General features: G+C 54.2%; 25 protein-coding genes. 11 read left to right on the top strand and 14 right to left on the bottom strand.

Features of this window, described 5'->3' with window-relative positions:
- The first annotated feature begins 5 nt into the window (after positions 1-5).
- Entirely contained in the window at positions 6-350 is a 345-nt protein-coding gene (locus tag KTJ90_RS01235; RefSeq protein ID WP_008926325.1) for a hypothetical protein, read from the top strand.
- 167 nt (positions 351-517) lie between these two features.
- Positions 518-1,450 carry an alpha/beta hydrolase gene (locus KTJ90_RS01240; protein WP_003852102.1) on the top strand — a complete coding sequence of 311 codons (933 nt, stop codon included), beginning with the start codon at positions 518-520 and terminating at the stop codon, positions 1,448-1,450.
- 117 nt (positions 1,451-1,567) lie between these two features.
- On the opposite strand, the gene KTJ90_RS01245 is transcribed toward KTJ90_RS01240, so the two are convergent.
- From KTJ90_RS01245 to KTJ90_RS01275, 7 genes are all read right to left on the bottom strand, one after another.
- Positions 1,568-2,647: a porin OmpC gene (locus KTJ90_RS01245; protein WP_003852104.1), complete on the bottom strand. Its 1,080-nt coding sequence runs from the start codon at positions 2,645-2,647 to the stop codon at positions 1,568-1,570.
- A 197-nt stretch (positions 2,648-2,844) separates the two neighbouring features.
- The gene (locus KTJ90_RS01250; protein ID WP_003852105.1) at positions 2,845-3,591 is read right to left on the bottom strand and encodes a glycerophosphodiester phosphodiesterase family protein; all 747 of its coding nucleotides are present in this window, start codon (positions 3,589-3,591) and stop codon (positions 2,845-2,847) included.
- A gap of 37 nt (positions 3,592-3,628) precedes the next feature.
- Positions 3,629-4,732, bottom strand: coding sequence for an extracellular solute-binding protein (locus KTJ90_RS01255; RefSeq protein ID WP_033743318.1), 1,104 nt, complete (start codon positions 4,730-4,732; stop codon positions 3,629-3,631).
- A gap of 31 nt (positions 4,733-4,763) precedes the next feature.
- Positions 4,764-5,600, bottom strand: coding sequence for an ABC transporter permease (locus tag KTJ90_RS01260; RefSeq protein WP_105099948.1), 837 nt, complete (start codon positions 5,598-5,600; stop codon positions 4,764-4,766).
- On the bottom strand, positions 5,597-6,466 hold the full coding sequence (locus KTJ90_RS01265; protein ID WP_499025854.1) for an ABC transporter permease: 870 nt from the start codon (positions 6,464-6,466) through the stop codon (positions 5,597-5,599). Before KTJ90_RS01265 ends, KTJ90_RS01260 begins: the two co-directional genes overlap by 4 nt.
- Complete coding sequence (locus KTJ90_RS01270; RefSeq protein ID WP_499025856.1) at positions 6,463-7,599, bottom strand: ABC transporter ATP-binding protein; 1,137 nt, start codon at positions 7,597-7,599, stop codon at positions 6,463-6,465. Before KTJ90_RS01270 ends, KTJ90_RS01265 begins: the two co-directional genes overlap by 4 nt.
- Before the next feature lie 255 nt (positions 7,600-7,854).
- The gene (locus KTJ90_RS01275) at positions 7,855-8,628 is read right to left on the bottom strand and encodes an inositol monophosphatase family protein (RefSeq protein WP_008926320.1); all 774 of its coding nucleotides are present in this window, start codon (positions 8,626-8,628) and stop codon (positions 7,855-7,857) included.
- A gap of 300 nt (positions 8,629-8,928) precedes the next feature.
- On the opposite strand from KTJ90_RS01275, the gene KTJ90_RS01280 reads away from it, so the two are divergent.
- The gene (locus KTJ90_RS01280; protein ID WP_008926319.1) at positions 8,929-10,059 is read left to right on the top strand and encodes an ROK family transcriptional regulator; all 1,131 of its coding nucleotides are present in this window, start codon (positions 8,929-8,931) and stop codon (positions 10,057-10,059) included.
- A 57-nt stretch (positions 10,060-10,116) separates the two neighbouring features.
- Here KTJ90_RS01280 and gorA read toward each other — a convergent pair whose 3' ends face one another.
- On the bottom strand, positions 10,117-11,469 hold the full coding sequence (gorA, locus tag KTJ90_RS01285; protein ID WP_008926318.1) for a glutathione-disulfide reductase: 1,353 nt from the start codon (positions 11,467-11,469) through the stop codon (positions 10,117-10,119).
- A 128-nt stretch (positions 11,470-11,597) separates the two neighbouring features.
- Here gorA and rnz point away from each other — a divergent pair, with 128 nt between their 5' ends.
- Positions 11,598-12,509, top strand: coding sequence for a ribonuclease Z (rnz, locus tag KTJ90_RS01290; protein ID WP_337028753.1), 912 nt, complete (start codon positions 11,598-11,600; stop codon positions 12,507-12,509).
- Here the strand turns inward: rnz and KTJ90_RS01295 are convergent.
- Both KTJ90_RS01295 and KTJ90_RS01300 read right to left on the bottom strand, forming a co-directional pair.
- The gene (locus KTJ90_RS01295; RefSeq protein WP_499025859.1) at positions 12,506-13,324 is read right to left on the bottom strand and encodes a CPBP family intramembrane glutamic endopeptidase; all 819 of its coding nucleotides are present in this window, start codon (positions 13,322-13,324) and stop codon (positions 12,506-12,508) included. The genes rnz and KTJ90_RS01295 overlap by 4 nt on opposite strands.
- A 6-nt stretch (positions 13,325-13,330) precedes the next feature.
- On the bottom strand, positions 13,331-14,173 hold the full coding sequence (locus KTJ90_RS01300; RefSeq protein WP_078805112.1) for a 23S rRNA (adenine(2030)-N(6))-methyltransferase RlmJ: 843 nt from the start codon (positions 14,171-14,173) through the stop codon (positions 13,331-13,333).
- 430 nt (positions 14,174-14,603) lie between these two features.
- On the opposite strand from KTJ90_RS01300, the gene prlC reads away from it, so the two are divergent.
- Positions 14,604-16,646, top strand: coding sequence for a M3 family metallopeptidase (gene prlC / locus KTJ90_RS01305; RefSeq protein ID WP_499025861.1), 2,043 nt, complete (start codon positions 14,604-14,606; stop codon positions 16,644-16,646).
- An 8-nt stretch (positions 16,647-16,654) separates the two neighbouring features.
- The gene (rsmJ, locus tag KTJ90_RS01310; RefSeq protein WP_003852121.1) at positions 16,655-17,401 is read left to right on the top strand and encodes a 16S rRNA (guanine(1516)-N(2))-methyltransferase RsmJ; all 747 of its coding nucleotides are present in this window, start codon (positions 16,655-16,657) and stop codon (positions 17,399-17,401) included.
- Between the two features lie 56 nt (positions 17,402-17,457).
- On the opposite strand, the gene uspA is transcribed toward rsmJ, so the two are convergent.
- Entirely contained in the window at positions 17,458-17,895 is a 438-nt protein-coding gene (gene uspA, locus KTJ90_RS01315) for a universal stress protein UspA (protein WP_003852123.1), read from the bottom strand.
- A 414-nt stretch (positions 17,896-18,309) separates the two neighbouring features.
- Here uspA and uspB point away from each other — a divergent pair, with 414 nt between their 5' ends.
- Positions 18,310-18,645, top strand: coding sequence for a universal stress protein UspB (gene uspB / locus KTJ90_RS01320; RefSeq protein ID WP_003852126.1), 336 nt, complete (start codon positions 18,310-18,312; stop codon positions 18,643-18,645).
- Between the two features lie 37 nt (positions 18,646-18,682).
- On the opposite strand, the gene pitA is transcribed toward uspB, so the two are convergent.
- Complete coding sequence (gene pitA, locus KTJ90_RS01325) at positions 18,683-20,185, bottom strand: inorganic phosphate transporter PitA (RefSeq protein ID WP_139364727.1); 1,503 nt, start codon at positions 20,183-20,185, stop codon at positions 18,683-18,685.
- 242 nt (positions 20,186-20,427) lie between these two features.
- Between pitA and KTJ90_RS01330 the strand changes: the two genes are divergently transcribed.
- Positions 20,428-21,612: a BaiN/RdsA family NAD(P)/FAD-dependent oxidoreductase gene (locus tag KTJ90_RS01330; protein ID WP_485523567.1), complete on the top strand. Its 1,185-nt coding sequence runs from the start codon at positions 20,428-20,430 to the stop codon at positions 21,610-21,612.
- A 7-nt stretch (positions 21,613-21,619) separates the two neighbouring features.
- Here KTJ90_RS01330 and KTJ90_RS01335 read toward each other — a convergent pair whose 3' ends face one another.
- Positions 21,620-22,606, bottom strand: a complete 987-nt coding sequence (locus tag KTJ90_RS01335) for an aldo/keto reductase (RefSeq protein ID WP_008926310.1) — start codon at positions 22,604-22,606, stop codon at positions 21,620-21,622.
- Between the two features lie 291 nt (positions 22,607-22,897).
- Between KTJ90_RS01335 and KTJ90_RS01340 the strand changes: the two genes are divergently transcribed.
- Positions 22,898-23,095, top strand: coding sequence for a hypothetical protein (locus KTJ90_RS01340; protein ID WP_438476527.1), 198 nt, complete (start codon positions 22,898-22,900; stop codon positions 23,093-23,095).
- 1 nt (position 23,096) lies between these two features.
- Entirely contained in the window at positions 23,097-23,924 is an 828-nt protein-coding gene (locus tag KTJ90_RS01345) for a hypothetical protein (RefSeq protein ID WP_438476529.1), read from the top strand.
- A gap of 54 nt (positions 23,925-23,978) precedes the next feature.
- Here KTJ90_RS01345 and KTJ90_RS01350 read toward each other — a convergent pair whose 3' ends face one another.
- On the bottom strand, positions 23,979-24,998 hold the full coding sequence (locus KTJ90_RS01350; RefSeq protein ID WP_039660859.1) for a LacI family DNA-binding transcriptional regulator: 1,020 nt from the start codon (positions 24,996-24,998) through the stop codon (positions 23,979-23,981).
- 229 nt (positions 24,999-25,227) lie between these two features.
- Between KTJ90_RS01350 and KTJ90_RS01355 the strand changes: the two genes are divergently transcribed.
- On the top strand, positions 25,228-25,905 hold the full coding sequence (locus tag KTJ90_RS01355; protein ID WP_499025866.1) for a Rossmann-fold NAD(P)-binding domain-containing protein: 678 nt from the start codon (positions 25,228-25,230) through the stop codon (positions 25,903-25,905).
- The last annotated feature ends 5 nt before the right edge of the window (positions 25,906-25,910 follow it).

The raw sequence follows: 25,910 nt of genomic DNA on the forward strand, positions 1-25,910 counted from the left end.
TAAGAATGAAAGTAACTCAGATAGTGCTGCTGAGTATCCTCGCCACCGGCAGCGCGCTGGCGGCGGATGACACTGACACTGAGCAGAATGTTTACGCCAGTCAGTTATGCCACATCGTCAGCGGCGAGAAAAAGGTCGCCACTGCAGATCATTACGTTGAGCAGATGAAATCGACCGTGGCGGGCGGCCAGTCACCGTCGGCGATGAATCAGCCCGAATTCGACGAAGAGTCTGCGCGTGAAGTGGCCAGTGCCTGGCTGCAACTGGGGGACGATGAGCGTGCCAAACTGCGCGTCAACGAACAGCAGTGTGAACAGGCCGTGATGGCGCAGTTCCAGCAGGAAGATTAACCAGACGGAATGAAATAAAACGCGCCTGCCGGGCGCGTTTTTTTATGGCTTTTCAGGGGCTGTTGCGTACATAATCGCCAGCCAGTGCACCAGACTTGCATTTGTTCATACTTCTTTAGCCTACCGCAACGGTTTGCTGACATTTCGGGCTTCACACAACAGGCATTATGATTACGCGTCGACGCTTTATTCTCGGCACGGGAGCGCTCGGGCTCTCCATGACCACCGGCAAATTATTTGCCCGCGATGACATTATTCCCCTCTGGCCGGATGATCCGCCCGGCGGCGGCGGCCCATCCGGCCAGTTAAATATTAACAGCACCGGTTCCTGGTCAAATATCGTCAGTCCGGCCATTCAGCGCTTTAAACCGGAAAACCCCAATGGTGAAGCCGTATTAATCGCTGCAGGCGGCGGTTATCGCTGGATCGGTATGGGCCGCGAAGCCTGGCCGGTGGCGCGCTGGCTCAATGCCAGTGGCTATACCGCCTATGTGCTCAGCTACCGGTTGCCGCATGAGAAGTGGCAGGCGGGACGGCTGGCACCGCTGCAGGATGCGCAGCGTGCCATCCGGCTGGTGCGATCTTTTGAGCGCAAAGTGCATGCACTGGGCTTCTCGGCAGGTGGACATCTGCTGGGATTGGCGGCAGCGCGGCCAGATTTTGCATCGTATCCGGCCATCGATCCGCTGGATGAAGTGGTGCCGAAAGTCGACAGTGTTGGCCTGATCTATCCGGTTATTACCCTGGAAGCGCCTTATCAGCACACTAATACCCATCTGATGATGGTCGGCAAAAATGCCACGCCGCAGGATGAGGCGAACTGGTCAGTGCAGAACTATGTCACCCGGCAATATCCGCCCACGTTTCTGGCGCAGGCCGAGGACGATCACACCTCAAATCCGTTTAACACCGAGCTGATGCGCGACACCTGTCGCCGCAACCGCGTGCCGGTTGAGCTGATTCAAATCAGCAAAGGCGGACATGGATTTGGTCTTGGCAAGGCGGGCACGCCCGCGGCGTTATGGGATCAGGCGTATGTTAAGTGGCTGGAAAACCTCCGTCAGGTTGCATACCTGGGCATGCACGACTCATCCCTGTAACCCTTCCCCTTGCGACTGACGTAAAAAAAGCCGGCATTCGCCGGCCTCGCGACAGTAGCGATTTTCAGGATTGAAGCGACACAGGTTAAAGCTTGTGTGCAGGCAGAGGCCGCCTGATTAAAACTGATAGGTCAGGCCCATAGCGATACTGTCTTTCGTCGAAATGCCGGTGGCACGCGTAAAGTCGTTTTCCTTCAGCAGGTTAATGCGATAGTCCACGTAGGTCAGCATGTTCTTGTTGAAATAGTAATAGGTGCCCACCGCAATATATTTCTGCATCGTCTGACTGCCCCCGGCAAAATTTCCTGCGCCCTGCAGGTTTTCGCCACGCTGCGTGACAAAACCGACTGAAGGGCGCAAACCATTCAGGAACTGATACTGCGCAATTGCCTCAACGTTATGGGTTTTGTCAGCGACCTGTGCCAGCTGTCCATAAGGCGTAACGTCACTGGCTTCGCCATACATGGCGGCCAGATAGATCTGGCTGGCATCATATTTTGCAGAGGTTACCCAGGCGGTGGCATCGTCTCCCTGACCGTCAGCTTGCTGAGTCAGCGTCCGTTTTGCTTTCATCCCTGCCGCCGCAATGCTCAGTCCATCGGTAATGTTGTAAGTCAGGCCAGCACCGTAACCATCCCCGTTAGCCAGTCTGGCGGTTGCGCGGTCATTTTTCCCTTGATACTGCAGGGTTAGCTTTAATCCACCCCACTCCGGAGAGTGCCAGGTCGCGAGGCCGGTTGAGCGTTTTGACAGGAAGTTATCGTTAGTGGTCATGGTGCCGGAACCGAAGACCGGTGCCATATCCGTATAGGCGGAGGCGGTATACAGTACCCCAAAGCTACGGCCATAATCGAACGAGCCGAAGTCGACCATTTTCAGACCTGCAAAGCCTAAACGTGTGGCATTCCCCGTTTGCGCGTCGCTACCGCCTTCACTGTGATTCAGCTGGAAATTGTATTCCCATTGACCATAACCGGTAAGCTGATCATTAATTTGCGTCTCACCTTTAAAACCCAGGCGTGCATAAGAGTTGTCGCCATCTTCTGCAATATTATCTGAGAAAACATGGCGCGCATCGACTTTACCGTACAGGTCGAGCTTATTTCCATCTTTATTATAAATTCCGGCGGAGCATGCAGAGAATGAGACCATAAAAAACATTGCATACGGCGCGGCTGTTTTTATTTTATTGTGCATATCATCTGCCCTTTTCAGTTAGCTGAAGCATGAGGAGGTTACCGCTCAGGACGGTATTTATTTCAATCTCACATTCGTATTGTTTAATCGCTAAATCATGAAATGGTGATATCGGCCATAAAGGTTATGGCCATTTTTTATAATGACTTTCCCTGGTGTTATTACATTCTGGTAGCGTATTTCCTGGTGATTTTTTATTAAAAGGCTAAGTCAGGTATATCGCTTAATACGGTTTGCGCGCCCGCATCAATATATTTTCGGGCAAGAACCGGGTCATTGATCGTGGCAATCGCGAATTCAATACCTGAACGGGCCAGTCGCGCCAGGTCTTCGTCTGTCGCGAAGTCACCCAGGAAATGCAGGATCTGGCAACCTGTTCTGGCGAGAAGCGCCGCGGGATCTTTCGGCGGGACGCAAACCGCCAGCCCGCGGGGTACGTCAGGCATAAGCCGTGCGGCAACCTGCAGCGAAATCTCAGAAAAACTGCTGATGAATAATTTCTTCTCGCTTGCTGGCCACAGTGATTTCAACTGAGCGATCGCAATCTCCGCCGTCTCCACTTCCTGCCCGGAGGTGGGTTTGATTTCCAGTTGTAGCCCGACGCCTTTATCCAGTACAAAGCCGACTGTTTCAGCCAGTGTAGGCACTTTCACGCCCCTGAAAAGGTGGCCGTAACATACGCCAGCCTCCAGCGACCGGATCTCATCCAGGGTCAGATTCGCCACATAGCCTTTGCCATTCGTTGTCCTGTTTACGGAATCGTCATGAATAATGACCGGGTGCATATCTTTGGTGAGTTTGACATCCACCTCTATCCACGTTGCGCCGTGTTCCACCGCCGCCAGAAACGAAGGTAGCGTGTTTTCCGGTGCCAGTAGCGGTGCTCCCCGATGGGCAATCAGACGGGAGTTCACTACACGTGCAGGGTGTTTTTGGGTCGACATTATTGGCGTTACCTTCTGTTAGGGTTATATCGCAGGTCTATCTGAGCAAAACCTGGTTAGAAAATTCGGTTCTGACTTCATCACCCAGCGGTTTAGGCATGAACTGGGTGCCATGGATACGCTCTTTGCTGTTAATCAGTCCGGCATCACGATTTACGTCTTTGTTTTGAGGCGTAATGCCATAAACCTGCTGAAACAGCCGTTGGGTGGTGGGCAGCGTCAGCCAGTGGATAAACAGCAACGCTGCCGCTTTATGGGGGGCGTTTACAGGTATCGCCACCATATTTCCGCCGCCGGGCATGCCGAAATCGGGGATATAGAGCCGGATCGTTTTCGGGACTTCACCGTGGTTTTCTAATCCCACCAGATAATCTTCCCAGGCGGGGACCAGCAGGAATTCACCGCTGACCAGCCGGGTGACGCTGTCGGCGTTGGAGGCCGTAATGATGTAGTTGGGGCGCTGCTGTTTGAACCAGTTCCAGGCCGGCTGCAGAGCCGTCAGGCTTTTTAGATCCGCATCGCCTTTCGTGAAATCAAAACCCGGTACCCGTGTGCGCGTCACCGATTCAATAAAGGCCGGGCCGGATCCGCCGTTTTCAACGTTGAAGCCAAACTCCTGACGATGACGCTGCAGAAAGGCCGTAATCTGCGGCAATGTTCGCGGTAACTCACTTTCTTTCAGGCGGCGCGAATCGTAGGCCAGACCGGTCTGGTTGCCCCAAAATGCCACGCCATAGCCTTTACTGTCCGTTCCCTCAATGGTGTAGTTCAGGGTTTTGCCTGCCGGCAGCAGTGTATTAATCGGGCCAAAAAACGTTTTCTGAGGTGATACGGTCCCGAATGCCCCGCCGCCAATCGAAAACAGATCAATGTCACCCGTATCCCGTCCCCGGTCTGCCATGAGTTTATTAATATTACCCTGTAGTGTGCCTTCAGACAGGGTAACGTTAATACCGTACTGTTTTTCAAACAGGCTGACCTGCTCTTTTAAACGGTCCTGGTAATACCATTGATACCAGGTTAATTCCCCTTCTTTTTTCGCCTGTTCGACAATCTGTTCCCAGTTCATCGTAGTTAAATCCTGAGCCTGGCTACAGAAAGCCCCGGCCAGCAATAATATTGCAGCAACGAATCTGAACATATGTTTCCCCAATAACGCGAATTAAAGACTGTCAGCCTTTTCCTGCAAAGGCGGCGACAGGATTTCTTGTCAGTAATTTTTCTGCAATCAGCATTAAAATGACATTTGGCACAACCAGCATTAAAGAAATGACCGCCGCATTGGGTCGAATAAAGTTATAACCCAGATAAGAATAGAGAATGGCCGGGACGGTAATAAAATCGGGTGAGCCAACAATGAAACTTATGGCGAACTCTTCTATTGATAACGTAAAAACAATAATTAGTGCGGCAAATATTCCCGGCCTGATGGTGGGCAGGCAGGCGACTAAAAAACGGTTTATCACCGAAGCGCCCATATCCCGTGCCGCATCAAGCGTGTCCTGGCGTATCTGCGAACACGACAGGGTGAGAATGCGCACGGCATAAGGCATCAGGATAATAATATGCCCCAGCAAAATGCCGCCAAACCGGCTGTGAATGCCCGCCACGTTAAGCAACATGGAAAAAAACAGTGCCACGACAAAGCCCGGAACGATAAGCGGCAATAAGATCGCATTCTGTAAAAAATGTTTGCCCGTAAACGACATTCTGCCAAACGCCCACGCGGCAGGCAGAGACAGCATCAGCGTGCAGACCGAGACGGTTGCCGCCAGTAAATAGCTGTTCCTGAGCGCCTGCGGTAACGCGGTCGTGGTCCAGACTTCCACCCAACGGCCCAGTGAGACAACCGGCGGCAGCGCATCTGGCCATGCCCACGGATGGGTTTTATCGACCAGTGACCACAGGACGGTCAACATAAAGGGAATGACCAGCCACAGCATAAACAGGGCGGTGATAATGATCATCATGACGATTCGCAGCGGGGATAAGGTCTCTCTGGCTTTCATGATCGCTGTTCTCCGGCTTGTTGTAGCCACTTCGCCAGGGCGGCAAGCACGACTGCACCGACAAAAGCCGCCAGCATTAAAATCACGGCGACAACCGCGGCAAGATTCCAGCCCTGGGCGCTGATTTCGGGGAAGCGCAGCATGTATTGCGAAAGAGAGAACACGCTGGTCGGCCCCGCAACGACCTGGAATGAAAAGTCACCTAATGCACCGATGAAAATCAGCACCAGCGACACCTGAACGGACTTGATAGATAAAGGCAGAATGATCTGTAACAGCCGGGCAGCTCTGCCGGCACCCAAATCCCGCGCGGCATTAAAAATTTCGTCACCAATCGCGCGCAGGCTGCCGGTAATAATCAGCAGCGCATAGGGAAGCTGTTTCCAGACCTGCAAAATAATCACGCCCGTTCCCCAGCGGTCATTTTGCATCCTGATGGGGTGAGAGATGATCCCCAGTTTAAGTAACCCCAGGTTAATAAAACCCTGCCACGAAATCAGATTGATAAACAGCAGCGCGGCAACCAGTCCGTGCACCATCAGCGGGGCTTTAAGCAAACCGCCCATCAGCATTGAGCCGGGAAAGGGTTTTCTCAGCAACAGTGCCAGCGGGAGCGCCAGCGCGACGGACAGAACGGCACTGATGACGCCAATTTTGAGTGAATAGCCTGTCGCGCGCCAAAGCTGACTGTCGTTCAGGATGGTTTGCCAGTACTGAAGTGTGAAATGCGCCGGCGCGCCAAAATTAAACAGACCAACGGACTGCGCCAGCGCCATGATGACAATCAGCACCAGCGTCAGCACGACCGGCGCGACGGCAGGCAAAACCAGCAGCCAGCTAAGCCTGTTGCGGTTGCGCATTTTCATGAACAGCTTTCCTGTAAAAAACGGATTCTGTCTGGCGCAATGGAGAAGTTAACCCGATCACCTTCCTGTATGGTGTTTTTGCCGACTAACTGGATACACCACTGATAGTCTGTTTCTTCATGCCCAATCGGATGAACCTGGAGTTCAGAAATATTGCCAAGAAAACTCACGGCACCGATCTCAAAAGCCCGGGTGTTTTTCCCCGTATCCTGTTCGCTCAGCAGGGCATCCTCAGGACGCCAGAAGGTATAGACCTTGTCCGAGACGGGCGGCTGGTGACTGTGTATTTCCATTTCGCCCATGACACACGCAATACGATAAATACCGCTGCTGCTGTCTCCGTCCAGTACGCGGGCTTCCATCACGTTAGCCTGACCGACAAAACCGGCGACAAAGCGGTTTATCGGGGAATAATAGATCTCATCCGGCGTACCGATTTGTTCGATCTTTCCGGCATTCATGACCACCACAATGTCAGACATCGACAGGGCTTCTGCACGGTCATGGGTAACATAAATGGCGGTAAATCCATGGGAGCGCTGAAGCTGTCTGATCTCCAGTCGTACCCTGTCCCGTAATTTGGCATCCAGATTTGACAGCGGCTCATCAAACAACACGATTTCCGGACGCACGGCCAGCGCTCTGGCAAGCGCCACGCGCTGCTGCTGACCGCCGGATAACTGCGCCGGCAGTTTAGGCAAATGCGCATTGAGTGATACCTGAGCAGCGGTCTGCGCTACGCGATCGTGAATATCCGTTTTTGCCATCTTCATCTGCCTGAGGCCAAAACCGATATTTTCAGCAACGGAAAGGTGAGGAAAAAGCGCATAGGACTGAAAGCACATCGCCGTGTCGCGATGTTCAGGTTTGACATGATGCATGTCCTGCTGGTGGATCAGTACTTCGCCACTATCAAGACTGTAAAAGCCGGCAATGACTTTAAGCAGCGTGGTTTTGCCACAGCCAGAGGGGCCAAGCAGGGAAACAAATTGCCCTTTTTTGGCCTGCAGTGAAATGCCGTTCAGCGCGACAAAATCGTCAAATGTCAGCATGGCATTGTGGATTTCTAGCGTATTCACGTGGTCTGCTCCGTCATAAAATGCCAGGGATTTCTTAATTAATGCGATGCGCATAATAATCAGGCGTAGTGAATTTAAGCAATTTCAGAGAGGTTAAGAATTTATTAAGTTTTTAAAACATATATTTAACAGGCTAATGTAAGGTTTGTTTGAAATCGTATGTTTAACGCGCTAATTATTTTAATGCATTATGATTAATATTAAGTTCAGAGGGTTAAGATGCTCTGGCAGAGCGCGCACAGCGGGCAGGACAGCGGGGAGACGCTGTCCTGAAATGCAGTGATAAGGTAAGTCCGGGGAAATGCGTGGTCAGGCAGGCGTAAAACGAGGATAAGGGATAAACCGGGCAGAAAGGCGGTTCATTTCGGGCGTGCCGACACTCACATGTGTGCTGCTTTTTTCCTGTGTGCCGGCAAGATGCGCATCCAGTCCCGCCGCTTTACAGAGGGCATAGCCCGCAGAAACGTCCCACATGCTGCTAAAACATTCCTGATAACCGTCGACGTAACCCAGCACGCTAAAGGTTAAACCGACGGTGGCACAGCGATAGCGCACAACATTCCAGCCGTCGTCCCGATAGGCCTTTTCAATACAGAGCTGATGGGTGAAATCCCATGATGGACTGTCGCCAATCGCCACGGTTTTAAGCCCCCCGGCGATCACAGGCCGTTCAAAGGGTTCACCATTCAGATAAACACCTCTCTCTTTGCCGCCGCTCAGCATGAGGTTTAAAACGGGATGGACGATCACGCCCATAACCGGCTCGCCATCCTGCACATAGCCAACAGAAATCCCCCACAATGACGAGCCGCGCAGGAAGTTACTGGTCCCATCAATAGGATCAACAGACCAGTAGCTGGCGCTGAGCTCACCGCCATACTCTTCACCGATAACAGGATCCTGTGGGAAATGATCTCCCAGACGCTGCCGGATCAGATTTTCCACTTCCCGATCGGCTTCACTGAAGACATCCTGCGGCCTTTTTTCGCAGACCTCTAATTCACTCAGCTGTCTGAAATAGTCCAGAGCCAAAAGTGAAGCCTCTTGTGCGATACGTTCAGCAACCTTTAAGCGCGTTTCCATTGTTTACCTGATGCATAAAAAGAAGCGTGTGTATGGAGGCAAAACCCAGTGCACAGCGAAAATACCCATCCGGACATCAGGCTCGCTTTTAATATAATGCTCACTGCATGATATTAGAGTGTCTCTCTGCTATGTTTCACTATTATGATGCTTTTATGATCGCGATAAGCAGGGCAGGAGAGGCTGAAAATCAGCACATTTTACGAAAACATAAAGGCAGGGCCCTTTACTATTCGTCATGCATAAAAGCATGCTAGGGTATTAACAGAACCCATTATTAAATATGGTGAGGACAACGCTGTGGTTCATGGATATTCCGCTGGTCATGATGTCGAACTTAATCGCAGTGAAAAACTCATTCTGGAGCTTGTCCGCCGTAACGATGGCATTTCCCGCTCCTCACTGGTTTCGCAGACCATTCTGAATCAGTCATCTGTTCACCGTATTGTTGATACGCTGACCGAAAATGGCTTTCTCAGCCTGGGGGAATCGCCGTCCCAGGGAAGAGGCAAGCCCAGCCCGTCGTTATCACTGAATGCGAATGCACGTTATGGTTACGGTATCTCTATTAACTCGGACAGTGTTGCCGCCAGCCTGATTAATTTCCGGGGCGGTATTACAGAATACTGCGTACTGGATACGCATCCGCGCGACCCTGCCCGTACCTTACTCAATATCAAACATCACTATCTGGATACCTTAAAACAATACGATATTTCGCCAGAAAAAGTCTGTGGTGTGGGATACAGCATGGCGGGCTTTCTTTATGATTCCCGAAAGTATTTCAATCCGCCTGAACCTTTAAAAAACTGGATGGGTATCGATCTGCGTCGTGAAATTACCATGTTATTTGATCGACCGGTATGGATTGAAAATAACGCCACGACGGCGGCGCACGCTGAAGCCTTTTTAGGCGCCGGGCTGAAATACGATACGTTTGGTTATCTCTCTTTTAATTATGGATTCGGCGGTGGCATCGTGATTAACGGTAAACCGTTCCAGGGGGCATTTGGTAATGCGGGGGAGATCAGCCGTATTTTTACGCCGGAAGAGGGCAAGCTGCGGCCGGCTCTGGGGATCCTGATCGATCGGTTACGTCACGGCGGTATTGAAATTAAAGATATTCGCGATCTCAATCATAAATTCGATCCGGCCTGGCCGATTGCGCAACAGTGGGTAGAAGAGGTAACGCCAAACCTGCATCGGGCAATGGATGCCATGAATGCGGTGATCGATCCCGCGGCCATTATCTTAGGAGGCGAAATTCCCCGGAAGCTGGGCGAAATGTTCTTAGCCATGCCGCGGACGTGTTCGGGTAAACGCTGGGACATTTCTGCGGAATATCCGGATATTCTGCTAAGCGCCATTGAGGGAGACAGTTCGGCACTGGGCGCGGCACTGACGCCGTTGCGGGAAACCTATTTTAATTAAGGCCGTTACCCGCAGAACAACGTTTCAGCGGGTAACGGATGCGCATGAGGTGAGTTACTAGCGCATTGTCACAAACTCTTCCGCTGCGGTCGGGTGGATCGCCACGGTGTTATCGAAGTCTTTCTTGGTCGCACCCATTTTCAGTGCCACGGCGAAGCCCTGCAGCATCTCATCCATGCCGAATCCGATGCCGTGAATACCAACAATCTTCTCATCGGCACCCACACAGACCAGCTTCATGCGGCACGGCTGGCGATGCTGGGTGACCGCGGTGTACATGGCGGTGAACGACGATTTGTAGACCTTCACCTGGTCATCGCCATACTGTTCGCGCGCCTGTGGCTCAGTCAGTCCCACGGTACCAATCGGTGGATGGCTGAATACAACGGTCGGAATATTGCTGTAATCCAGATGCTCGTCCGGTTTGTTGTTAAACAGACGCTCAGAGAGACGACGGCCAGCGGCAACCGCCACCGGTGTCAGCTCAACCGCACCGGTGTTGTCACCCACAGCATAAATGCCTGAGACATTGGTGTTCTGAAACTTGTCGACATTGATATAGCCTTTGTCGTTCAGCGCCACGCCCGCAGCTTCGATGTTGAGGTTATCGTTGGCTGGCTCACGGCCAATCGCCCAGACCAGACAATCGACAATATATTCACTGCCGTTTTCCAGCTGCAGCGTCAGGCTGCCATCGCTGTTTTTAATCACGGCTTTTGGAATGGATTCGGTGTGCAGCGCCGGGCCTTCCGTGTTCATCACTTCGACCAGCGTCTCGGTGAGCAGCGGATCGAAGCTGCGCAGTGGTGCATGTTTACGCACGAACAGATGGGTTTCTGAGCCCAGCGCATTTACCACGCCGGCCAGCTCGACCGCGATGTAGCCCGCGCCGATCACGGCGGTGCGTTTTGGCAGGGCATCCAGCTCAAAGAAACCGTCGGAATCAATGCCGTACTCCGCACCCGGAATATTGGGGTGAACCGGACGACCGCCGGTGGCGATCAGAATATGGTTAGCCGTAATAATCTCGCCGTTAACTTCAACGCTGTGCGCATCGACAAAGCGGGCAAAGCCTTTGATCACTTCAACCTTGTTCTTACCCAGCACGTTGTCGTAAGAGTTATGGATGCGGTCGATGTAGGCGCTGCGGTTTTTCACCAGTGTGGCCCAGTCGAAGCGATTCACCGTGGTGTCAAAGCCATAATCCGGCCCGTAGAGATGGATAGCTTCGGCGATTTGTGCAGCGTGCCACATGATTTTTTTCGGCACGCAACCCACGTTTACGCAGGTGCCGCCCAGCTCTTTTGCTTCAATCAGGGCACATTTCTGGCCATACATAGCTGCACGGTTAATTGAGGCGATGCCGCCGCTGCCGCCGCCAATGGCGAGATAGTCGAAATGTCGGGTCATTGAAGTATCCATCCGGTTGCATAAAAAATTGGGGTTGAGTGTAACGCTGGAGGTCGAAATGACGCAAAGTTTGCGCCTATGATTGTAATAGGGTTCTGTTTTTTCACTCGCTTACAGGGAAGCATACCATGCACCTTACTTTTCTTGGCACCGGCGGCGGTGCTCCCAGCCTGCAACGTAACGTGACCTCCATTGCTTTTACCCGCGCACTGAGTGGTGAAACCTGGCTGTTTGACTGCGGGGAAGGCACGCAATTACAGTTTATGCGCTCGAGCCTGAAACCGGGCAAGCTGGACAAGATTTTTATCACCCATCTGCATGGCGATCATATTTTCGGGCTGCCGGGATTACTCACCAGCCGGTCGATGGCCGGACTGACCTCACCGATCACGGTCTATGGCCCTAAAGGATTAAAGACCTTTGTTGAGACGGCGCTGTCGATCAGCGGCTCCTACACCGACTACCCGCTGAGCCTTGTTGAGATTGAGGCGGGCTGGACGCTGGATGACGGTGAGTTTCGTATCAGTGCCTGGCCGCTGAGCCATCCGGTGGCGTGTTTTGGCTATCGCATTGAACAGCACGATAAACCCGGCTTGCTGGATGCCGCGCGGCTGAAAGCGGAAGGCGTGCCCCGTGGCCCGTGGTTCCAGCAGCTGAAGCAGGGGGAATGTGTGACGCTGGAAGATGGGCGGATAATCAACGGCGCTGACTATCTTGGCCCGGCGACACCCGGCAAAAAGCTGGCCATTTTTGGCGATACCGCACCGACCGACGTCGCGTTGCAACTGGCGGCGGATGTTGACCTGATGGTGCATGAAACCACGCTGGAGGCGGCGATGATGGAGAAAGCCAACGGACGCGGGCACTCCACCACCCTGCAGGCCGCCGACGTGGCAAAACGCGCCGGGGCAAAGCGACTGATCGCCACCCATTTCAGCTCCCGCTATCTGGCAAAGGACATGAGCCGCCTGCTGGCGGAGTGCCAGACGATTTTCCCCCGCACCGAGCTGGCCTCGGATCTGGCCGTATTCACTGTTTAGTGATGCAGTGCCGGATAGGTAAAGAAAAGCAGATGGGTGAGGTTAAGGGCAAAGTGCAGGGCGGTCGCCAGCCACAACCGGCCGCTCCAGTGCCACGCCAGACCGTAAATCAGCCCGGCCAGGGAGGCGAATACCACCAGCAGTACGCCGCCCTGGATATGTGCCAGCCCAAACAGCAGCGAGCAGATCAGCAGCGCGGGCATCGCTCCCAGCGACTCTCTCAGCCGCTGTTGCAGATAGCCCCGGAACAGCGCCTCTTCGGCCAGCGAGACAAAGAACAGATTCGCCAGCATAAACGCGGGCAGCCATGGTGGATTGTGAAGCTCAAATGCCAGGCCACCCAGCAGCACGGCACTACACAGCAGCAGCGGCACGGCGGCGATTAACGTCAGTGCGGCAATCCACGGATAACGCGGCGGGCAGGCACGAGCACGGAACAGCGTCGGCAGGCAGGCCAGCAGCACAAAGGGGATCAGCGCTTTATCGGCGTTGAAGGAGAAACTGAACGGCAGGCTCCGGGCACCCGTCTGCACCTCATCGACCTGGAGGGGATTGTTAAAGCCAGGGAAAAGATGGAGAAACAAGCCCAGCGAAATCAGCACCAGTAGCGCTTCGCTCAGGATTTGCTGGCGGGAACGGATCGGGTCAAAGCGGCGCAGCGCGACCAGTGCGGCGATCCCGCCCAGCAGCGGCAAGACCGGCCAGGTCAGAACCTGATGATAAAATCCCAGCAGCGCGACGAGCGCTAACAGCAGTAGCGCCAGCCGCCGGGCGGGTTGCAGGGCGCCCAGCGCACCTGCCAGCAGAATCCACATGAGGATTTATTCAGGAACGATCTGATTTACCGCATAGTGACCCGTTCCGGTCGGAACCAGTTTCTGGTGCAGCCACGGCAGCAGGGTATTCATCTGATCGGCCAGCTTCCACGGTGGGTTAATCACGATCATGCCGGAAGCGGTCATGCCGCGCTGATCGCTGTCCGGACGGGCCGCCAGTTCGATCTGCAGAATATTGCGGATGCCGGTTGCTTCCAGGTCGCGCAGCATGTGTTTGATCTGCTGGCGTAACACCACCGGATACCACAGTGCAAAGACGCCGGTGCCAAAGCGTTTATGGCCTTCCTGAATGCCTTTCACTACCGCCTGGTAGTCGCTTTTCATCTCATACGGCGGATCAATCAACACCAGACCGCGACGCGACGGCGGTGGCAGTTTCGATTTTAACTGCTGATAACCGTCGGCACGATCGACGCGCGCGCGGTTATCTTTGCTGAATTCGTTACGCAGCAGCGGATAGTCGCTGGAGTGCAGCTCAGTGAGTTGCAGCTTGTCATCTTCACGCAGCAGATGACGGGCGATCAGCGGCGAGCCAGGATAGTAGCGCAGCGTGCCACTGCGGTTCAGCGCACGAATCGCATCAAAATAGGGCTGCAACAATTCAGGCGCATCGGGCTGCTGCCAGATACGTGAGATGCCTTCCAGATATTCACCGGTACGCTCGGCGTGCTCGCCGCTCAGCTGGTAGCGACCTGCGCCTGCATGGGTATCCAGGTAGAAAAACGGTTTCTCTTTCTCTTTCAGCGCCGTGATGATCAGGCTCAGAACGGTGTGCTTCAGCACGTCGGCGTGGTTGCCAGCATGGAAGCTATGGCGATAACTCAGCATTGTTTATCCTGTTGAATGTATAAGGTTTTAATTGATGGAAAATCAATTTATACCAATTATTACCCCACGTATTACCCACAGAACGACGCACAGCAACCGACGCAGGAAAAGCATGAGAATCGGCGATTATATCAGGGATGACCCGCTGATGGGCCAGAAGCGTGATAACAAATCGGGATTGCAGAGTGCGGTTCAGGGTGACGAGCTGAGTTTGCGGTTTTCAGGCGGGTAAACCGGCCGCAAAATCTGCCCGGCGCGCCCGCCAGGATTTCAGGCATCAGACAAAAGCAGGCATCTTCCGTGCGATCATCCGCGCGTTTCTTCCCCACCTCATCCTGGCTGCCATTGATTTTCGCTACACTAAGCCGCATGTTACTTAGATTGCGTTGCGCGACCCGCTGCGCCCCATACATCTCTAAAGGACTGCGCTATGACCAATCCGCTACTGACATCTTTTACGCTTCCCCCTTTTTCTGCCATCCAGCCTGAACATGTTGTTCCTGCCGTGACGGAAGTGCTGAGCCAATGCCGCGCAGAAGTCGAAAAAGTTGTGGCGCAGGGTGCGCCCTATACCTGGGATAATCTGGTTCAGCCGCTGGCGGAAACCGACGATCGTCTGAGCCGCATTTTTTCACCGGTCAGCCATCTGAATGCGGTAAAAAACAGCCCGGAACTGCGTGAAGCCTATGAGCAGACATTGCCGCTGCTCTCTGAATACAGCACCTGGGTCGGTCAGCATGAAGGCCTCTATCAGGCGTACCGCAATCTCAAAGAGGGTGATCAGTACGCGGCTCTGGATCTGGCGCAGAAGAAAGCGGTCGATAACGCCCTGCGTGATTTTGAACTCTCCGGTATTGGCCTGCCAAAAGATAAACAGCAACGCTATGGCGAAATCGCCGCGCGTCTCTCGGAGCTGGGTTCGGCTTACAGCAACAATGTGCTTGATGCCACCATGGGCTGGAGCAAGCTGATCACCGATGAAAGTGAACTGGCCGGTATGCCGGAAAGCGCCATGGCGGCAGCGAAAGCCCAGGCTGAAGCCAAAGAGCAGGACGGCTGGCTGCTGACGCTGGATATCCCAAGCTATCTGCCGGTCATGACCTACTGCGACAACGCGGCGCTGCGTGAAGAGATGTATCGCGCCTATGCAACGCGCGCCTCCGATCAGGGTCCGAATGCCGGTAAGTGGGATAACGGACCTATCATGGCGGAAGAGCTGGCGCTGCGTCACGAGCTGGCACAGCTGCTGGGCTTCGACTCCTACGCCGATAAATCACTGGCGACCAAAATGGCGCAAAGCCCGTCTCAGGTGATCGACTTCCTGAATGACCTGGCTGAACGCGCCCGTCCGCAGGGTGAAAAAGAGCTGGAGCAACTGCGCGCCTTCGCCCAAAAAGAGCATGGCGTCACTGAACTGAATCCGTGGGATCTTACCTATTACGGCGAAAAGCAGAAGCAGCATCTCTATACCATCAGCGATGAGCAACTGCGTCCTTACTTCCCGGAAGAGCGTGCGGTTGCCGGTCTGTTTGAAGTGGTTAAACGCATTTATGGCATCAGCGCGAAGCAGCGTACCGACGTTGAGGTTTACCATCCGGACGTGAAGTTCTTCGATCTGTTCGATGAAACCGGCGAACTGCGCGGCAGCTTCTATCTCGATCTCTACGCCCGCGAGCACAAACGTGGCGGGGCGTGGATGGATGACTGCGTGGGCCAGATGCGTAAAGCCGATGGCAGCCTGCAGAAGCCGGTCGCTTACCTGACCTGTAACTTTAACCGCCCGGTGAAAGGCAAACCTGCGCTGTTCACCCATGACGAAGTGATTACTCTGTTCCATGAGTTTGGTCATGGCCTGCACCACATGCTGACCCGCATCGAAGCGCCTGGCGTTTCCGGTATCAGCGGTGTGCCATGGGATGCGGTCGAACTGCCAAGCCAGTTTATGGAAAACTGGTGCTGGGAACCGGATGCGCTGGCGTTTCTCTCGGGTCACTTTGAGACTGGCGAACCGCTGCCGAAAGAACTGCTGGATAAAATGCTGGCGGCGAAGAATTACCAGGCCGCGCTGTTTATCCTGCGTCAGCTGGAGTTCGGCCTGTTCGATTTCCGTCTGCACACCGAGTTTAATCCGGAGAAGGGCGCGCAGATTCTGGAAACCCTGCGCGAAGTGAAAAGCCGCGTTGCGGTCGTTCCGAGTCCGGAATGGGGCCGTTTCCCGCACGCCTTCAGCCACATCTTTGCCGGTGGCTATGCGGCGGGTTACTACAGCTATCTGTGGGCAGACGTGCTGGCAGCGGATGCCTATTCCCGCTTCGAAGAAGAGGGGATCTTCAACCGTGAAACCGGTCAGTCTTTCCTGGATAACATCCTGACGCGTGGCGGTTCTGAAGAGCCGATGGAGCTGTTCAAACGCTTCCGCGGTCGTGAACCGCAACTCGATGCGATGCTGGAACATTACGGCATTCAGGGATAAGTCAGTTTGTGAAAATCTGTTTGCTCGATGAATCAGGCGCCGGAGACGGCGCCTTATCACGTTTAGCGCAGCGCTGGCAGCTGGAGCACGATGAAGATGCGCTGCTGGCGCTGGTGCAGACCTCAACGCACCTGGAACTGCGTAAACGTGATGAGCCTAAGCTGGGCGGTATTTTTGTTGATTTCGTCACCGGCGCGATGGCGCATCGCCGTCGTTTCGGCGGTGGACGCGGCGAAGCTGTCGCCAAAGCGGTGGGCATTAAAGGCGGTTATCTGCCGGATGTGGTGGATGCGACGGCAGGACTGGGGCGTGATGCGTTTGTGCTGGCGGCGCTCGGCTGCCGGGTGCGGATGCTGGAGCGCCATCCGGTGGTGGCTGCGCTGCTGGAAGATGGTCTGCAGCGCGGTTATCAGGATGCGGAAATTGGCCCCTGGCTGCGCGATCGTCTGACGCTGATTCACGCGGCCAGCGCGCAGGCCCTGGGCGATATTACGCCGCAGCCAGATGTGGTCTATCTCGATCCGATGTATCCCCATCGCCAGAAAAGTGCACTGGTGAAAAAGGAGATGCGGGTGTTTCAGTCGCTGGTCGGGCCGGATGAAGATGCGGATGCGTTACTGGAACCGGCTCGTCGACTGGCGAAAAAGCGTATTGTGGTCAAACGACCAGACTATGCACCGCCGCTGGCGGGTGTCGTGACACAGGCGGCTGTGGTCACCAAAAGCCATCGCTTTGATATCTATCCCCCGCTCTGAACGTATAAAAAAAGCCGGCGTCGCGCCGGCTTTATTCATTTCGTTAAGCGTCTGAATTACGCCTCGTCTTCATCGCGCAACGGCACAATCAGCATGTCGATATGCACGGTATTGATCAACTGACGGGCTGAGGACATCAGCTTGCTCCAGAAATCCTGATGATGACCACACACCACCAGGTCAACGTCATATTTCTTGATGGCATCAACCAGAACCTGGCCGAGGTCACCACTGCCGCTCAGTGTCTCACTGATCGGATAGCCCGCCGCATCTGACAACCCTTTCAGTGCGGCATGCGTCTCTTCAGAAATACGCTTCTGCATATCCCCTAAGTTGACATCAATCAGGCCGGTATAGAGGTCAGAATAATTCACATCAACGTGAATCAGGGAAATTCTGGCATCGTAGGGACGCGCCAGCGAGACAGCCTTATCCACCAGCAACTGGCTTTCGGGAGAAAGGTCTACTGCAATCAGGATGTGTTTATAAGCCATGATAAAACTCCTTTCACGAGATTAAGGATGGCATCCGGTGTTCCTGCCGCGTCACAGCTTAGCGAAGTCCCTTGCGCGAGCGGGCGATGAGCGCCACCAAAGTGTCAACCTGCGTTGCAGGTGATGATGTTGTTATAGTCTGAGTATAGCCTTCTCTCATTGTAAATGCTGCTGTTGCCGTCTGGCTTATGAATAAGATCAAGGCTATGCCAGATTTACTCGCGCTGAACGAAAATCATCGTTGGAAAAAATGTAAAGAATTCTCCTACACTGAGAAAAGGCGGTCCGGTTCGCAGCCGCTCAGGGGGTCGAAAATTTTCGCAGTCCGGAGATTCAGTGGCTGGTTTTTTCTGCAGGCGGATTCAGTGCCAGACACTGAGTCTGTTGCTGCGATTCCAGCTGGGAGGGGGGAATATGATCAGCACTATTGCGCTTTTCTGGGCTCTTTGTGTGGTGTGTATCGTGAATATGGCACGCTATTTTTCATCGCTGCGCGCGCTACTGGCGGTATTACGGGGTTGTGATCCACTGCTGTATCAGTATGTCGATGGGGCGGGGTTTTTCACCTCTCACGGTCAGCCGAGTAAACAGGTGCGGCTGGTCACTTATATCTGGGCAAAACGCTATCTTGATCACCACGACGATGAGTTTATCCGGCGCTGTGAACGGGTGCGGGGACAGTTTGTTCTGACCAGTGCGCTGTGTGGGCTGGTGGTTATCAGTCTGGTGGCGCTGGCGATCTGGCATTAAAAAAGGGCGACTTGCGTCGCCCTTTTGTCAGCTGGCATCACACCAGTTTCAAGGCAATCCAGTAGAGCGAACCTGACAGCAGAATACAAACCGGCAGGGTGAAGATCCACGCCATGGCGATATTCTTGATAGTCCGGCTCTGCAATCCGCCACCGTCGACCAGCATGGTACCGGCTACCGATGAAGAGAGGATATGCGTGGTAGAGACGGGCATGCCGGTATAGCTGGCAATACCAATCGACAGCGCTGCTGTCACCTGGGCTGACATTCCCTGCGCATAGGTCATGCCTTTTTTACCAATCTTCTCACCGATGGTGGTGGCAACACGACGCCAGCCAATCATAGTACCGGTGCCCAGCGCCAGCGCCACGGCCACAATAATCCAGATAGGCGCGTACTCGATGGTGCCAAGCAGGTCACTTTTCAGCTTATTGAGGAAGCGTTTGTCATCTGGCGTGGTTTCCTGCAGACGGGCCGCTTTATCGGCGGTGTCTGAGATACACAGCAGCAGACGACGCATCTGACCACGCTGATCAACGGTCAGCTGATCGTAGCTCTGCAGATTGTTCAGCAACACCTGCGCACGCTGCACTGCCTGCAGTGCTCGCGCGCTGTCACAGTGAAACTCCTGCGGGCTGGTTGCCGGCACTTCTTCCGGTGTTGGCAACTTAGGCGGTGCCATCTGGATGATATGTGTCAGTGACGCGTTGTGCTGCTGGTAATACTGTTCCAGATGGTTGACGGCATCGCGGGTGCGCGTGATGTCATAACCGGAGGCATTCATATTCACGACGAAACCAGCCGGCGCCACGCCAATCAGGACCAGCATGATCAGGCCAATGCCCTTCTGACCGTCATTCGCACCGTGCGAATAGCTCACGCCAATTGCCGAAACAATCAGGGCGATACGGGTCCAGAACGGCGGCTTTTTCTTGCCGTCGATCTTTTCGCGGTCAGCAGGCGTCATATGAATACGCGCACGCTTTTTAGTATTACTCCAGTAGCGACGCAGAATAAAGATTAACCCGCCCGCCATCACCAGGCCGACAATCGGCGACAGGATCAGAGAAAGGAAGATGTTCAGGACTTTCGGAATGTTGAGTGCATCAACCACCGAGGTTCCGCTCATCAGGGCGTTGGTCAGACCGATACCGATAATCGCGCCGATCAGTGTATGGGAGCTGGAGGCCGGCAGACCGAGATACCAGGTGCCGAGGTTCCAGATAATCGCCGCCAGCAGCATAGAAAACACCATGGCGAGACCGTGAGCCGATCCAACATTCAGCAACAGATCGGTGGGAAGCATATGAACAATAGCGTAGGCAACACTCAATCCACCGAGTAGTACGCCAAGGAAGTTGAATACACCCGCCATAACCACAGCAAGCTGGGCACGCATGGCACGCGTATAGATGACCGTCGCAACTGCGTTGGCCGTGTCGTGGAAACCGTTGATTGCTTCGTAAAACAATACAAACAGCAGGGCAAGAACCAATAACAGGCTAGTACTGAGGTCTAGACCAGCAAACAGATGTAGCATAAACGTTACGCCATTTTTGGAGGACATGAACGCGGCGCATTATCCGCGACAACGTGCTGTATGGGAAAGGAAAATATAGCGCTAATTTAACCTTTCTTCGCAGAGCGAACGGGTTACTCAGTGAAAAAGGGTTAGATATTAGTCAGATACAATATGACACATTTACGGCAATTTTTTGACGCTGGCGTCCGGGTGAGCAGATCACTACAATCTGCGCCTTTCCAGTTAAGTGAGTGAACGCAGTGGAACAGTTTGACGTTATCATCATTGGTGCCGGAGCCGCAGGGCTGTTCTGTGCCGCCCAGGCCGGGCAGCGCGGACTGAGCGTGTTACTACTGGATAACGGCAAAAAGCCAGGCCGCAAGATTCTGATGTCGGGCGGTGGCCGCTGCAACTTCACCAATCTCTACACTGAACCGGCGGCGTATCTGTCGCACAATCCTCATTTCTGTAAATCCGCGCTGGCGCGTTATACCCAGTGGGATTTTATCGATCTGGTTAATCGCCACGGTATCGCCTGGCATGAAAAAACCCTGGGCCAGCTCTTCTGTGATGACTCTGCTCAGCAAATTGTCGATCTGCTGCTGGCCGAATGTGACAAGGGCAATGTCACCCTTCGACTGCGCAGTGAAGTGATCAGTGTTGAGCGCGATGAAAGCGGCTACACCCTGCAACTCAACGGCAGTACGGTTCAGGCGAAAAAACTGGTGATTGCCAGCGGTGGTCTGTCGATGCCAGGCCTGGGTGCCACGCCGTTTGGCTACAAAATTGCAGAGCAATTTGGTCTGAATGTGTATCCGACCCGGGCGGCTCTGGTGCCCTTTACGCTGCATAAGCCACTGCTGGAACAATTACAGACGCTCTCAGGCGTTGCGCTGGACACCACCATCGATGCGCAGGATGGTACCCGCTTTAAAGAGGCGATGCTGTTCACTCACCGTGGGCTCTCCGGCCCCGCGGTACTGCAAATCTCCAGCTACTGGCTGCCCGGCGAATTCGTCACCATCGACCTGTTACCCGCTACGCCGCTTGAGGCGTTTCTGACGGCGCAGCGTGAAGCGCATCCGAATCTCAGCCTGAAAAACAGTCTGGCGAAAATCCTGCCGAAGCGTCTGGTGGAAGTATTGCAGGCACTCAAAGTGGTGCCGGATATCACCCTGAAACAGCTCAACAGCAAACAGCAAACTGAACTGGCGCAAACGCTGCATGCCTGGCGCATTCAGCCAAACGGCACCGAGGGGTATCGCACAGCTGAAGTGACACTGGGCGGCGTAGACACCACGCAGCTCTCCTCGAAAACCATGGAGGCGCGCGCGGTGCCGGGGCTGTACTTTATTGGTGAAGTGGCCGATGTCACCGGCTGGCTGGGGGGATATAACTTCCAGTGGGCCTGGAGTTCCGCCTGGGCGTGCGCCCAGGCGTTGTAACGCGCATTTACCAGCGCTGATGCACGTGCGGCGCAATCTTCTCCTGATAGATCTGCTTCAGCGCCGCCATCGTATCCTCAGAGAGTGCACCGACGTCGCTGGCGCGGGCATTGGCTTCAGCCTGCTCACGATTTTTCGCGCCAGGAATGACCACGCTGACATCTTCGTTCATCAGGATCCAGCGCAGTGCAAACATCGCCATGGTGGTGTCGCCCGTAACAAAGCGGCGAATCTCCTCCACCGCCTCCAGTGCCACCTCATAAGGCACACCGGAGAAGGTCTCGCCTTTATCGAACGCTTCGCCATTACGGTTAAAGGTGCGATGGTCGTCAGCGGCAAACACGCTGTCGGCGCGCATTTTGCCGGTCAGCAGGCCTGAAGCCAGCGGCACACGGGCAATGATCGCCACATCACGGCGTTTCGCTTCACGCAACAGCAGTTCCGCGGGACGCTGACGGAAAATGTTGTAGATCAGCTGAATCGACGAGACGTTGGGAAATGCCAGCGCTTTCAGGCCTTCCTCGACTTTCTCAACGGAGACGCCATAGTGACGGATTTTTCCGGCGGCGACCATCTCATCCATCACCGCAAACACGTCCGGGTTGTAGTAAACCTCCGTCGGTGGGCAATGTAGCTGCACCAGATCCAGCGTGTCGGTCTGCAGATTTTCCCGTGAGCGATCGATAAAGGCGTTGAGGTTTTCGGCGTTGTAGCCCTCAGCCACGTGTGGTGACAGGCGACGCCCCAGCTTGGTGGCCACAAACGGGCGTTCACCGCCGCGCTGATTCAGCACCTCTGCAATAATTTTTTCGGAGCGGCCATCGCCATAGACATCGGCAGTATCAATAAAGGTGATGCCTGCATCCAGCGCAGCATTCAGCGCGGCTTTGGCATCCTCCATGCTCACTTCTCCCCAGGTTCCGCCAATGGCCCATGCGCCAAAGCCAATTTCAGAGACGCGCTGACCGGTACGGCCCAGTGTTCGTTGTTTCATGCAAACCTTCCTCGATGCGTTTCAGACAGGGTGACAGAAAAGGGCTAACCATTGAGCTTAGCGCTTCCTGACGGAGAGGTGATTTCACGTCGTCGCAGGCCCGCCCCGTAAAATGCGATGCGGTGACGCCAGGCTGCTGGTTATGTTGAAGATTTCAGTGAAAAACGGCTTTGACTGTTTGGCTGCCGCTTCGCTAATTAATTGATTTTAAGAAATTTCACCCGAAATTAAACAGGCAAGAGTGTGGATTCAGTCACATACTTCAATTTTCAGGCCAACAATGGGATCGCTATGTTTAAAATTATTAAGTCGGTCTTTGCCAGTCCCGAGAAGTTTTTGCAGATCATGACCCGTCAGGATATCAACGACTCAATTGCTGAAGGTGAGCGCATCATTATTGATGAAAACGGCAATATCTCGGTCAACACGCTGAGCGAGGAAGTCCATGAAGATTTTGCCCGCCACGTGAATACGTTAAAGGGAGTGTGAGGTGGGTACCGCAATATTTATGGTGTTGATGGTCAGTGGTTACTGGTACACCAGCCGTGATTTAAACAGCCGCTTTAAAATCCGTCGCTCGTCGGGCTGGGATGTCTACTTTCTGGTCGCGCTCTACGGCTGTATTTTTGTTCTTCAGGGTGTCTTCGCCACCGGCATCATCTGGTTACTGCTGCTCTGTATTTCCGGCATTGCTAATGCCGTTCAGATGATCCCCGGCGTGCATCTGAAGTGGCAGGTAGAGTTTATGAACTGGAGCTTCCTGGGCATCCAGGCACCAGTCGTAATCATGCTCGCCTTTTCCATCCTGCTCTGCCTTTATCGCTCAAACTGGGCAGGCAGTGCACGACTGAACGTTACAGGTCGTAAAGATCTCTATCAGCAACTGTCACGCTCCAATGGCGTGGAACAACTGCTGTTTCAGTGCATGGAAGAGGGCGAACTCGCGTGGATTACGATGAAGTCGCGCCGCATTTACATCGGCATGATTCATGCCTCGACGTTTGAATATGAGAGCACTAAAAACATCGTGCTGATCCCGATGCTCAGCGGATACCGCGACAGCAAGACGCTGAAGCTGGCGGTGGAACATAACTACAGCAAGTGGTACGCCGAGCATGACATCACGCTCGACTCGAAACCCAAAGATGCGATGTCATTCCGTAAAGTGATCATGGTTGATCAGATAGAGAGTCTGTCACTGTTCGATCCCGCCAGTGCCGCCGCACTTTCAATGGGACATCCGCAGGAAGTGGAGAAGAGTCAGGGTGGTGACGACACGGACAGCCCGGACGATAAAAGCCGCGATGCAGCGGGTTAAAAGCTCGATCGGTTTCCCCTGATGATGTGACATCATCAGGGGAAACCGATCCCCTCACGTCATATTTTCCGCCGTAAACAACCTGAACGCGACTTTACCCGCCTGATACACATCCGGTTGAGAGCCGGTTTCCAGATGACTTAGCATCAAATCAATCGCCAGCCGGGCATGTTGTTGAGCATGCTGATCCAGGGTAAATGCCACTTCATCATTCATCAGTAGCTTACGTGTCACATCATAAAGTTCATGAGTGATATAGGTGCATTTACCCAGCAACTGGTGGGCACGTAGTGTGTCGCTGACAACAGTATTGCCCATGCCAGTGTTGTAGACCCCTGCAATCATCTGCGACGGTTGCAGGTTGCGGGCCAGCACGCTGCGGATTGTCTCCCGCTGATCCTGACCCGACAGCACCTCACGCAGATGACGCTGGGGCGCGCGCTGCGCCATGGCCTCCCGGAATCCGTCAATGCGCTGACGGTGGGCGCGATAATCGAAGCGGCCACTGACCATTAGAATGTCGCCGGGCTGACTCACCGTTTTACTCATCAGTAATCCCGCCGTGCGTCCGGCCTGATACTGGTCAATGCCGACATGACATAAGCGGTCGGCATCAGGCAGATCGGTAACGATGGTAATCACCGGCACATTGCGGCTGCGGCACAGCGCTAGCGCCCGGTAGATGGGCGGTGAATCATGTGCAAAGACAATGATGCCGTCGCGCGTGCTGCTGCGGGCGATAATACTTTGCGCCAGCTGCTCAGGCTGTGCCTCGGCCACCAGAGTTTTATGCAGTTTCAGGCGACGATAGCCAAGCTGGCTGGCGACTTCGCTGAAATGGGTAGTAAGCTGCTGAAAAAAGGAGGAGCCGTTATTACTCAGGAACACCTCAATTTGCCAGGGATGCTGGTACTCCTCTGGCAGCAGACGCTTCAATCCCACTTCGCGCGCAGCTTTCAGGACTTTACGGCTGGTCTCCAGTGACACGCCGCCGCGTTCATTCAGCACACGATCGACCGTCGCAATCCCGACGCCCGCCATTTTTGCCACCACCTCTAAGGTGAGCTTTTTCATTCAGACTCCACGGGAAAAATGGCGATTAACTGCTGCATGCCTGACTATTTATCTCTTCTAATCGGTTAAAAGTAAAAGATAAAGCAATTTAATGATGGAAAACCATCATCAGCGTTGTGCCGCAAGGTTTTTACCGACCGTGCTGTCGCCACGCTAAAAAGCACAGCGGGCCGCTGTCCTGGCGGAATACCCGTTAAGCTTGTAGTGAGACAATCAACGAGGAGTGAATATGGCTCAGCAAAAAGAGGTTCTGATTATTGGTGCTTCGCGCGGTATCGGGCTGGCGGTGGCACAGGCGTTTGCGGGTGAGGGCTGGCAGGTCACGGCTACGCATCGCAGTGGCATTCCAGAGCAGGGTAATAAGCCAGACATTCACTGGCATGCGCTGGATATGACGCACTCATCGGCGGTTCAGCAGCTTGCCAGCCAGCTCAGTGGCAAAACGTTCGATGCGATTCTGATTAACGCCGGGATTTCCGGGCCTTCACACCAGAAGGTCTTGCAGAGTGACGATCAGGATCTGGCGCAGCTGTTCCTGACCAACGCGATAGCGCCGGTTCGCAGTGCAGAGATTTTGCTGCCGCTGTTGAAGCCGGAAGGTGTGCTGGCGCTGACCTCATCTCAGCTCGGCAGCCTGAATGAAAACCCGCAGGCGCAGATGCCGATTTATTCGGCCAGCAAAGCGGCCCTGAATATGCTGAGCCGCACACTGACTCCGGCAGTTGACGCGCAGAACGGGACGCTGCTGACGCTGCACCCCGGCTGGGTGAAAACAGATATGGGTGGCGAGAGTGCGCCACTGACAGCAGAAGAGAGTGCGGCCGGTATCGTCCGGCAACTGACCCACTGGCGCGGTCGTGGTGGTCATCACTATGTCGATTACGCCGGCCAGCAGCTGCAATGGTAAGTTGA

Source organism: Pantoea jilinensis (assembly GCF_019104105.1).
Taxonomy (GTDB): Bacteria; Pseudomonadota; Gammaproteobacteria; order Enterobacterales; family Enterobacteriaceae; genus Pantoea; species Pantoea eucalypti.

What these genes read in the sequence shown, in the direction of transcription:
- KTJ90_RS01235 (WP_008926325.1), top strand. Translation starts at nt 6, where the DNA reads ATGAAAGTAACTCAGATAGTGCTGCTGAGTATCCTCGCCACCGGCAGC.
- KTJ90_RS01240 (WP_003852102.1), top strand. Translation starts at nt 518, where the DNA reads ATGATTACGCGTCGACGCTTTATTCTCGGCACGGGAGCGCTCGGGCTC.
- KTJ90_RS01245 (WP_003852104.1), bottom strand. Translation starts at nt 2,647, where the DNA reads ATGCACAATAAAATAAAAACAGCCGCGCCGTATGCAATGTTTTTTATG.
- KTJ90_RS01250 (WP_003852105.1), bottom strand. Translation starts at nt 3,591, where the DNA reads ATGTCGACCCAAAAACACCCTGCACGTGTAGTGAACTCCCGTCTGATT.
- KTJ90_RS01255 (WP_033743318.1), bottom strand. Translation starts at nt 4,732, where the DNA reads ATGTTCAGATTCGTTGCTGCAATATTATTGCTGGCCGGGGCTTTCTGT.
- KTJ90_RS01260 (WP_105099948.1), bottom strand. Translation starts at nt 5,600, where the DNA reads ATGAAAGCCAGAGAGACCTTATCCCCGCTGCGAATCGTCATGATGATC.
- KTJ90_RS01265 (WP_499025854.1), bottom strand. Translation starts at nt 6,466, where the DNA reads ATGAAAATGCGCAACCGCAACAGGCTTAGCTGGCTGCTGGTTTTGCCT.
- KTJ90_RS01270 (WP_499025856.1), bottom strand. Translation starts at nt 7,599, where the DNA reads ATGCGCATCGCATTAATTAAGAAATCCCTGGCATTTTATGACGGAGCA.
- KTJ90_RS01275 (WP_008926320.1), bottom strand. Translation starts at nt 8,628, where the DNA reads ATGGAAACGCGCTTAAAGGTTGCTGAACGTATCGCACAAGAGGCTTCA.
- gorA (WP_008926318.1), bottom strand. Translation starts at nt 11,469, where the DNA reads ATGACCCGACATTTCGACTATCTCGCCATTGGCGGCGGCAGCGGCGGC.
- rnz (WP_337028753.1), top strand. Translation starts at nt 11,598, where the DNA reads ATGCACCTTACTTTTCTTGGCACCGGCGGCGGTGCTCCCAGCCTGCAA.
- KTJ90_RS01295 (WP_499025859.1), bottom strand. Translation starts at nt 13,324, where the DNA reads ATGTGGATTCTGCTGGCAGGTGCGCTGGGCGCCCTGCAACCCGCCCGG.
- KTJ90_RS01300 (WP_078805112.1), bottom strand. Translation starts at nt 14,173, where the DNA reads ATGCTGAGTTATCGCCATAGCTTCCATGCTGGCAACCACGCCGACGTG.
- prlC (WP_499025861.1), top strand. Translation starts at nt 14,604, where the DNA reads ATGACCAATCCGCTACTGACATCTTTTACGCTTCCCCCTTTTTCTGCC.
- uspA (WP_003852123.1), bottom strand. Translation starts at nt 17,895, where the DNA reads ATGGCTTATAAACACATCCTGATTGCAGTAGACCTTTCTCCCGAAAGC.
- uspB (WP_003852126.1), top strand. Translation starts at nt 18,310, where the DNA reads ATGATCAGCACTATTGCGCTTTTCTGGGCTCTTTGTGTGGTGTGTATC.
- pitA (WP_139364727.1), bottom strand. Translation starts at nt 20,185, where the DNA reads ATGCTACATCTGTTTGCTGGTCTAGACCTCAGTACTAGCCTGTTATTG.
- KTJ90_RS01335 (WP_008926310.1), bottom strand. Translation starts at nt 22,606, where the DNA reads ATGAAACAACGAACACTGGGCCGTACCGGTCAGCGCGTCTCTGAAATT.
- KTJ90_RS01340 (WP_438476527.1), top strand. Translation starts at nt 22,898, where the DNA reads ATGTTTAAAATTATTAAGTCGGTCTTTGCCAGTCCCGAGAAGTTTTTG.
- KTJ90_RS01350 (WP_039660859.1), bottom strand. Translation starts at nt 24,998, where the DNA reads ATGAAAAAGCTCACCTTAGAGGTGGTGGCAAAAATGGCGGGCGTCGGG.
- KTJ90_RS01355 (WP_499025866.1), top strand. Translation starts at nt 25,228, where the DNA reads ATGGCTCAGCAAAAAGAGGTTCTGATTATTGGTGCTTCGCGCGGTATC.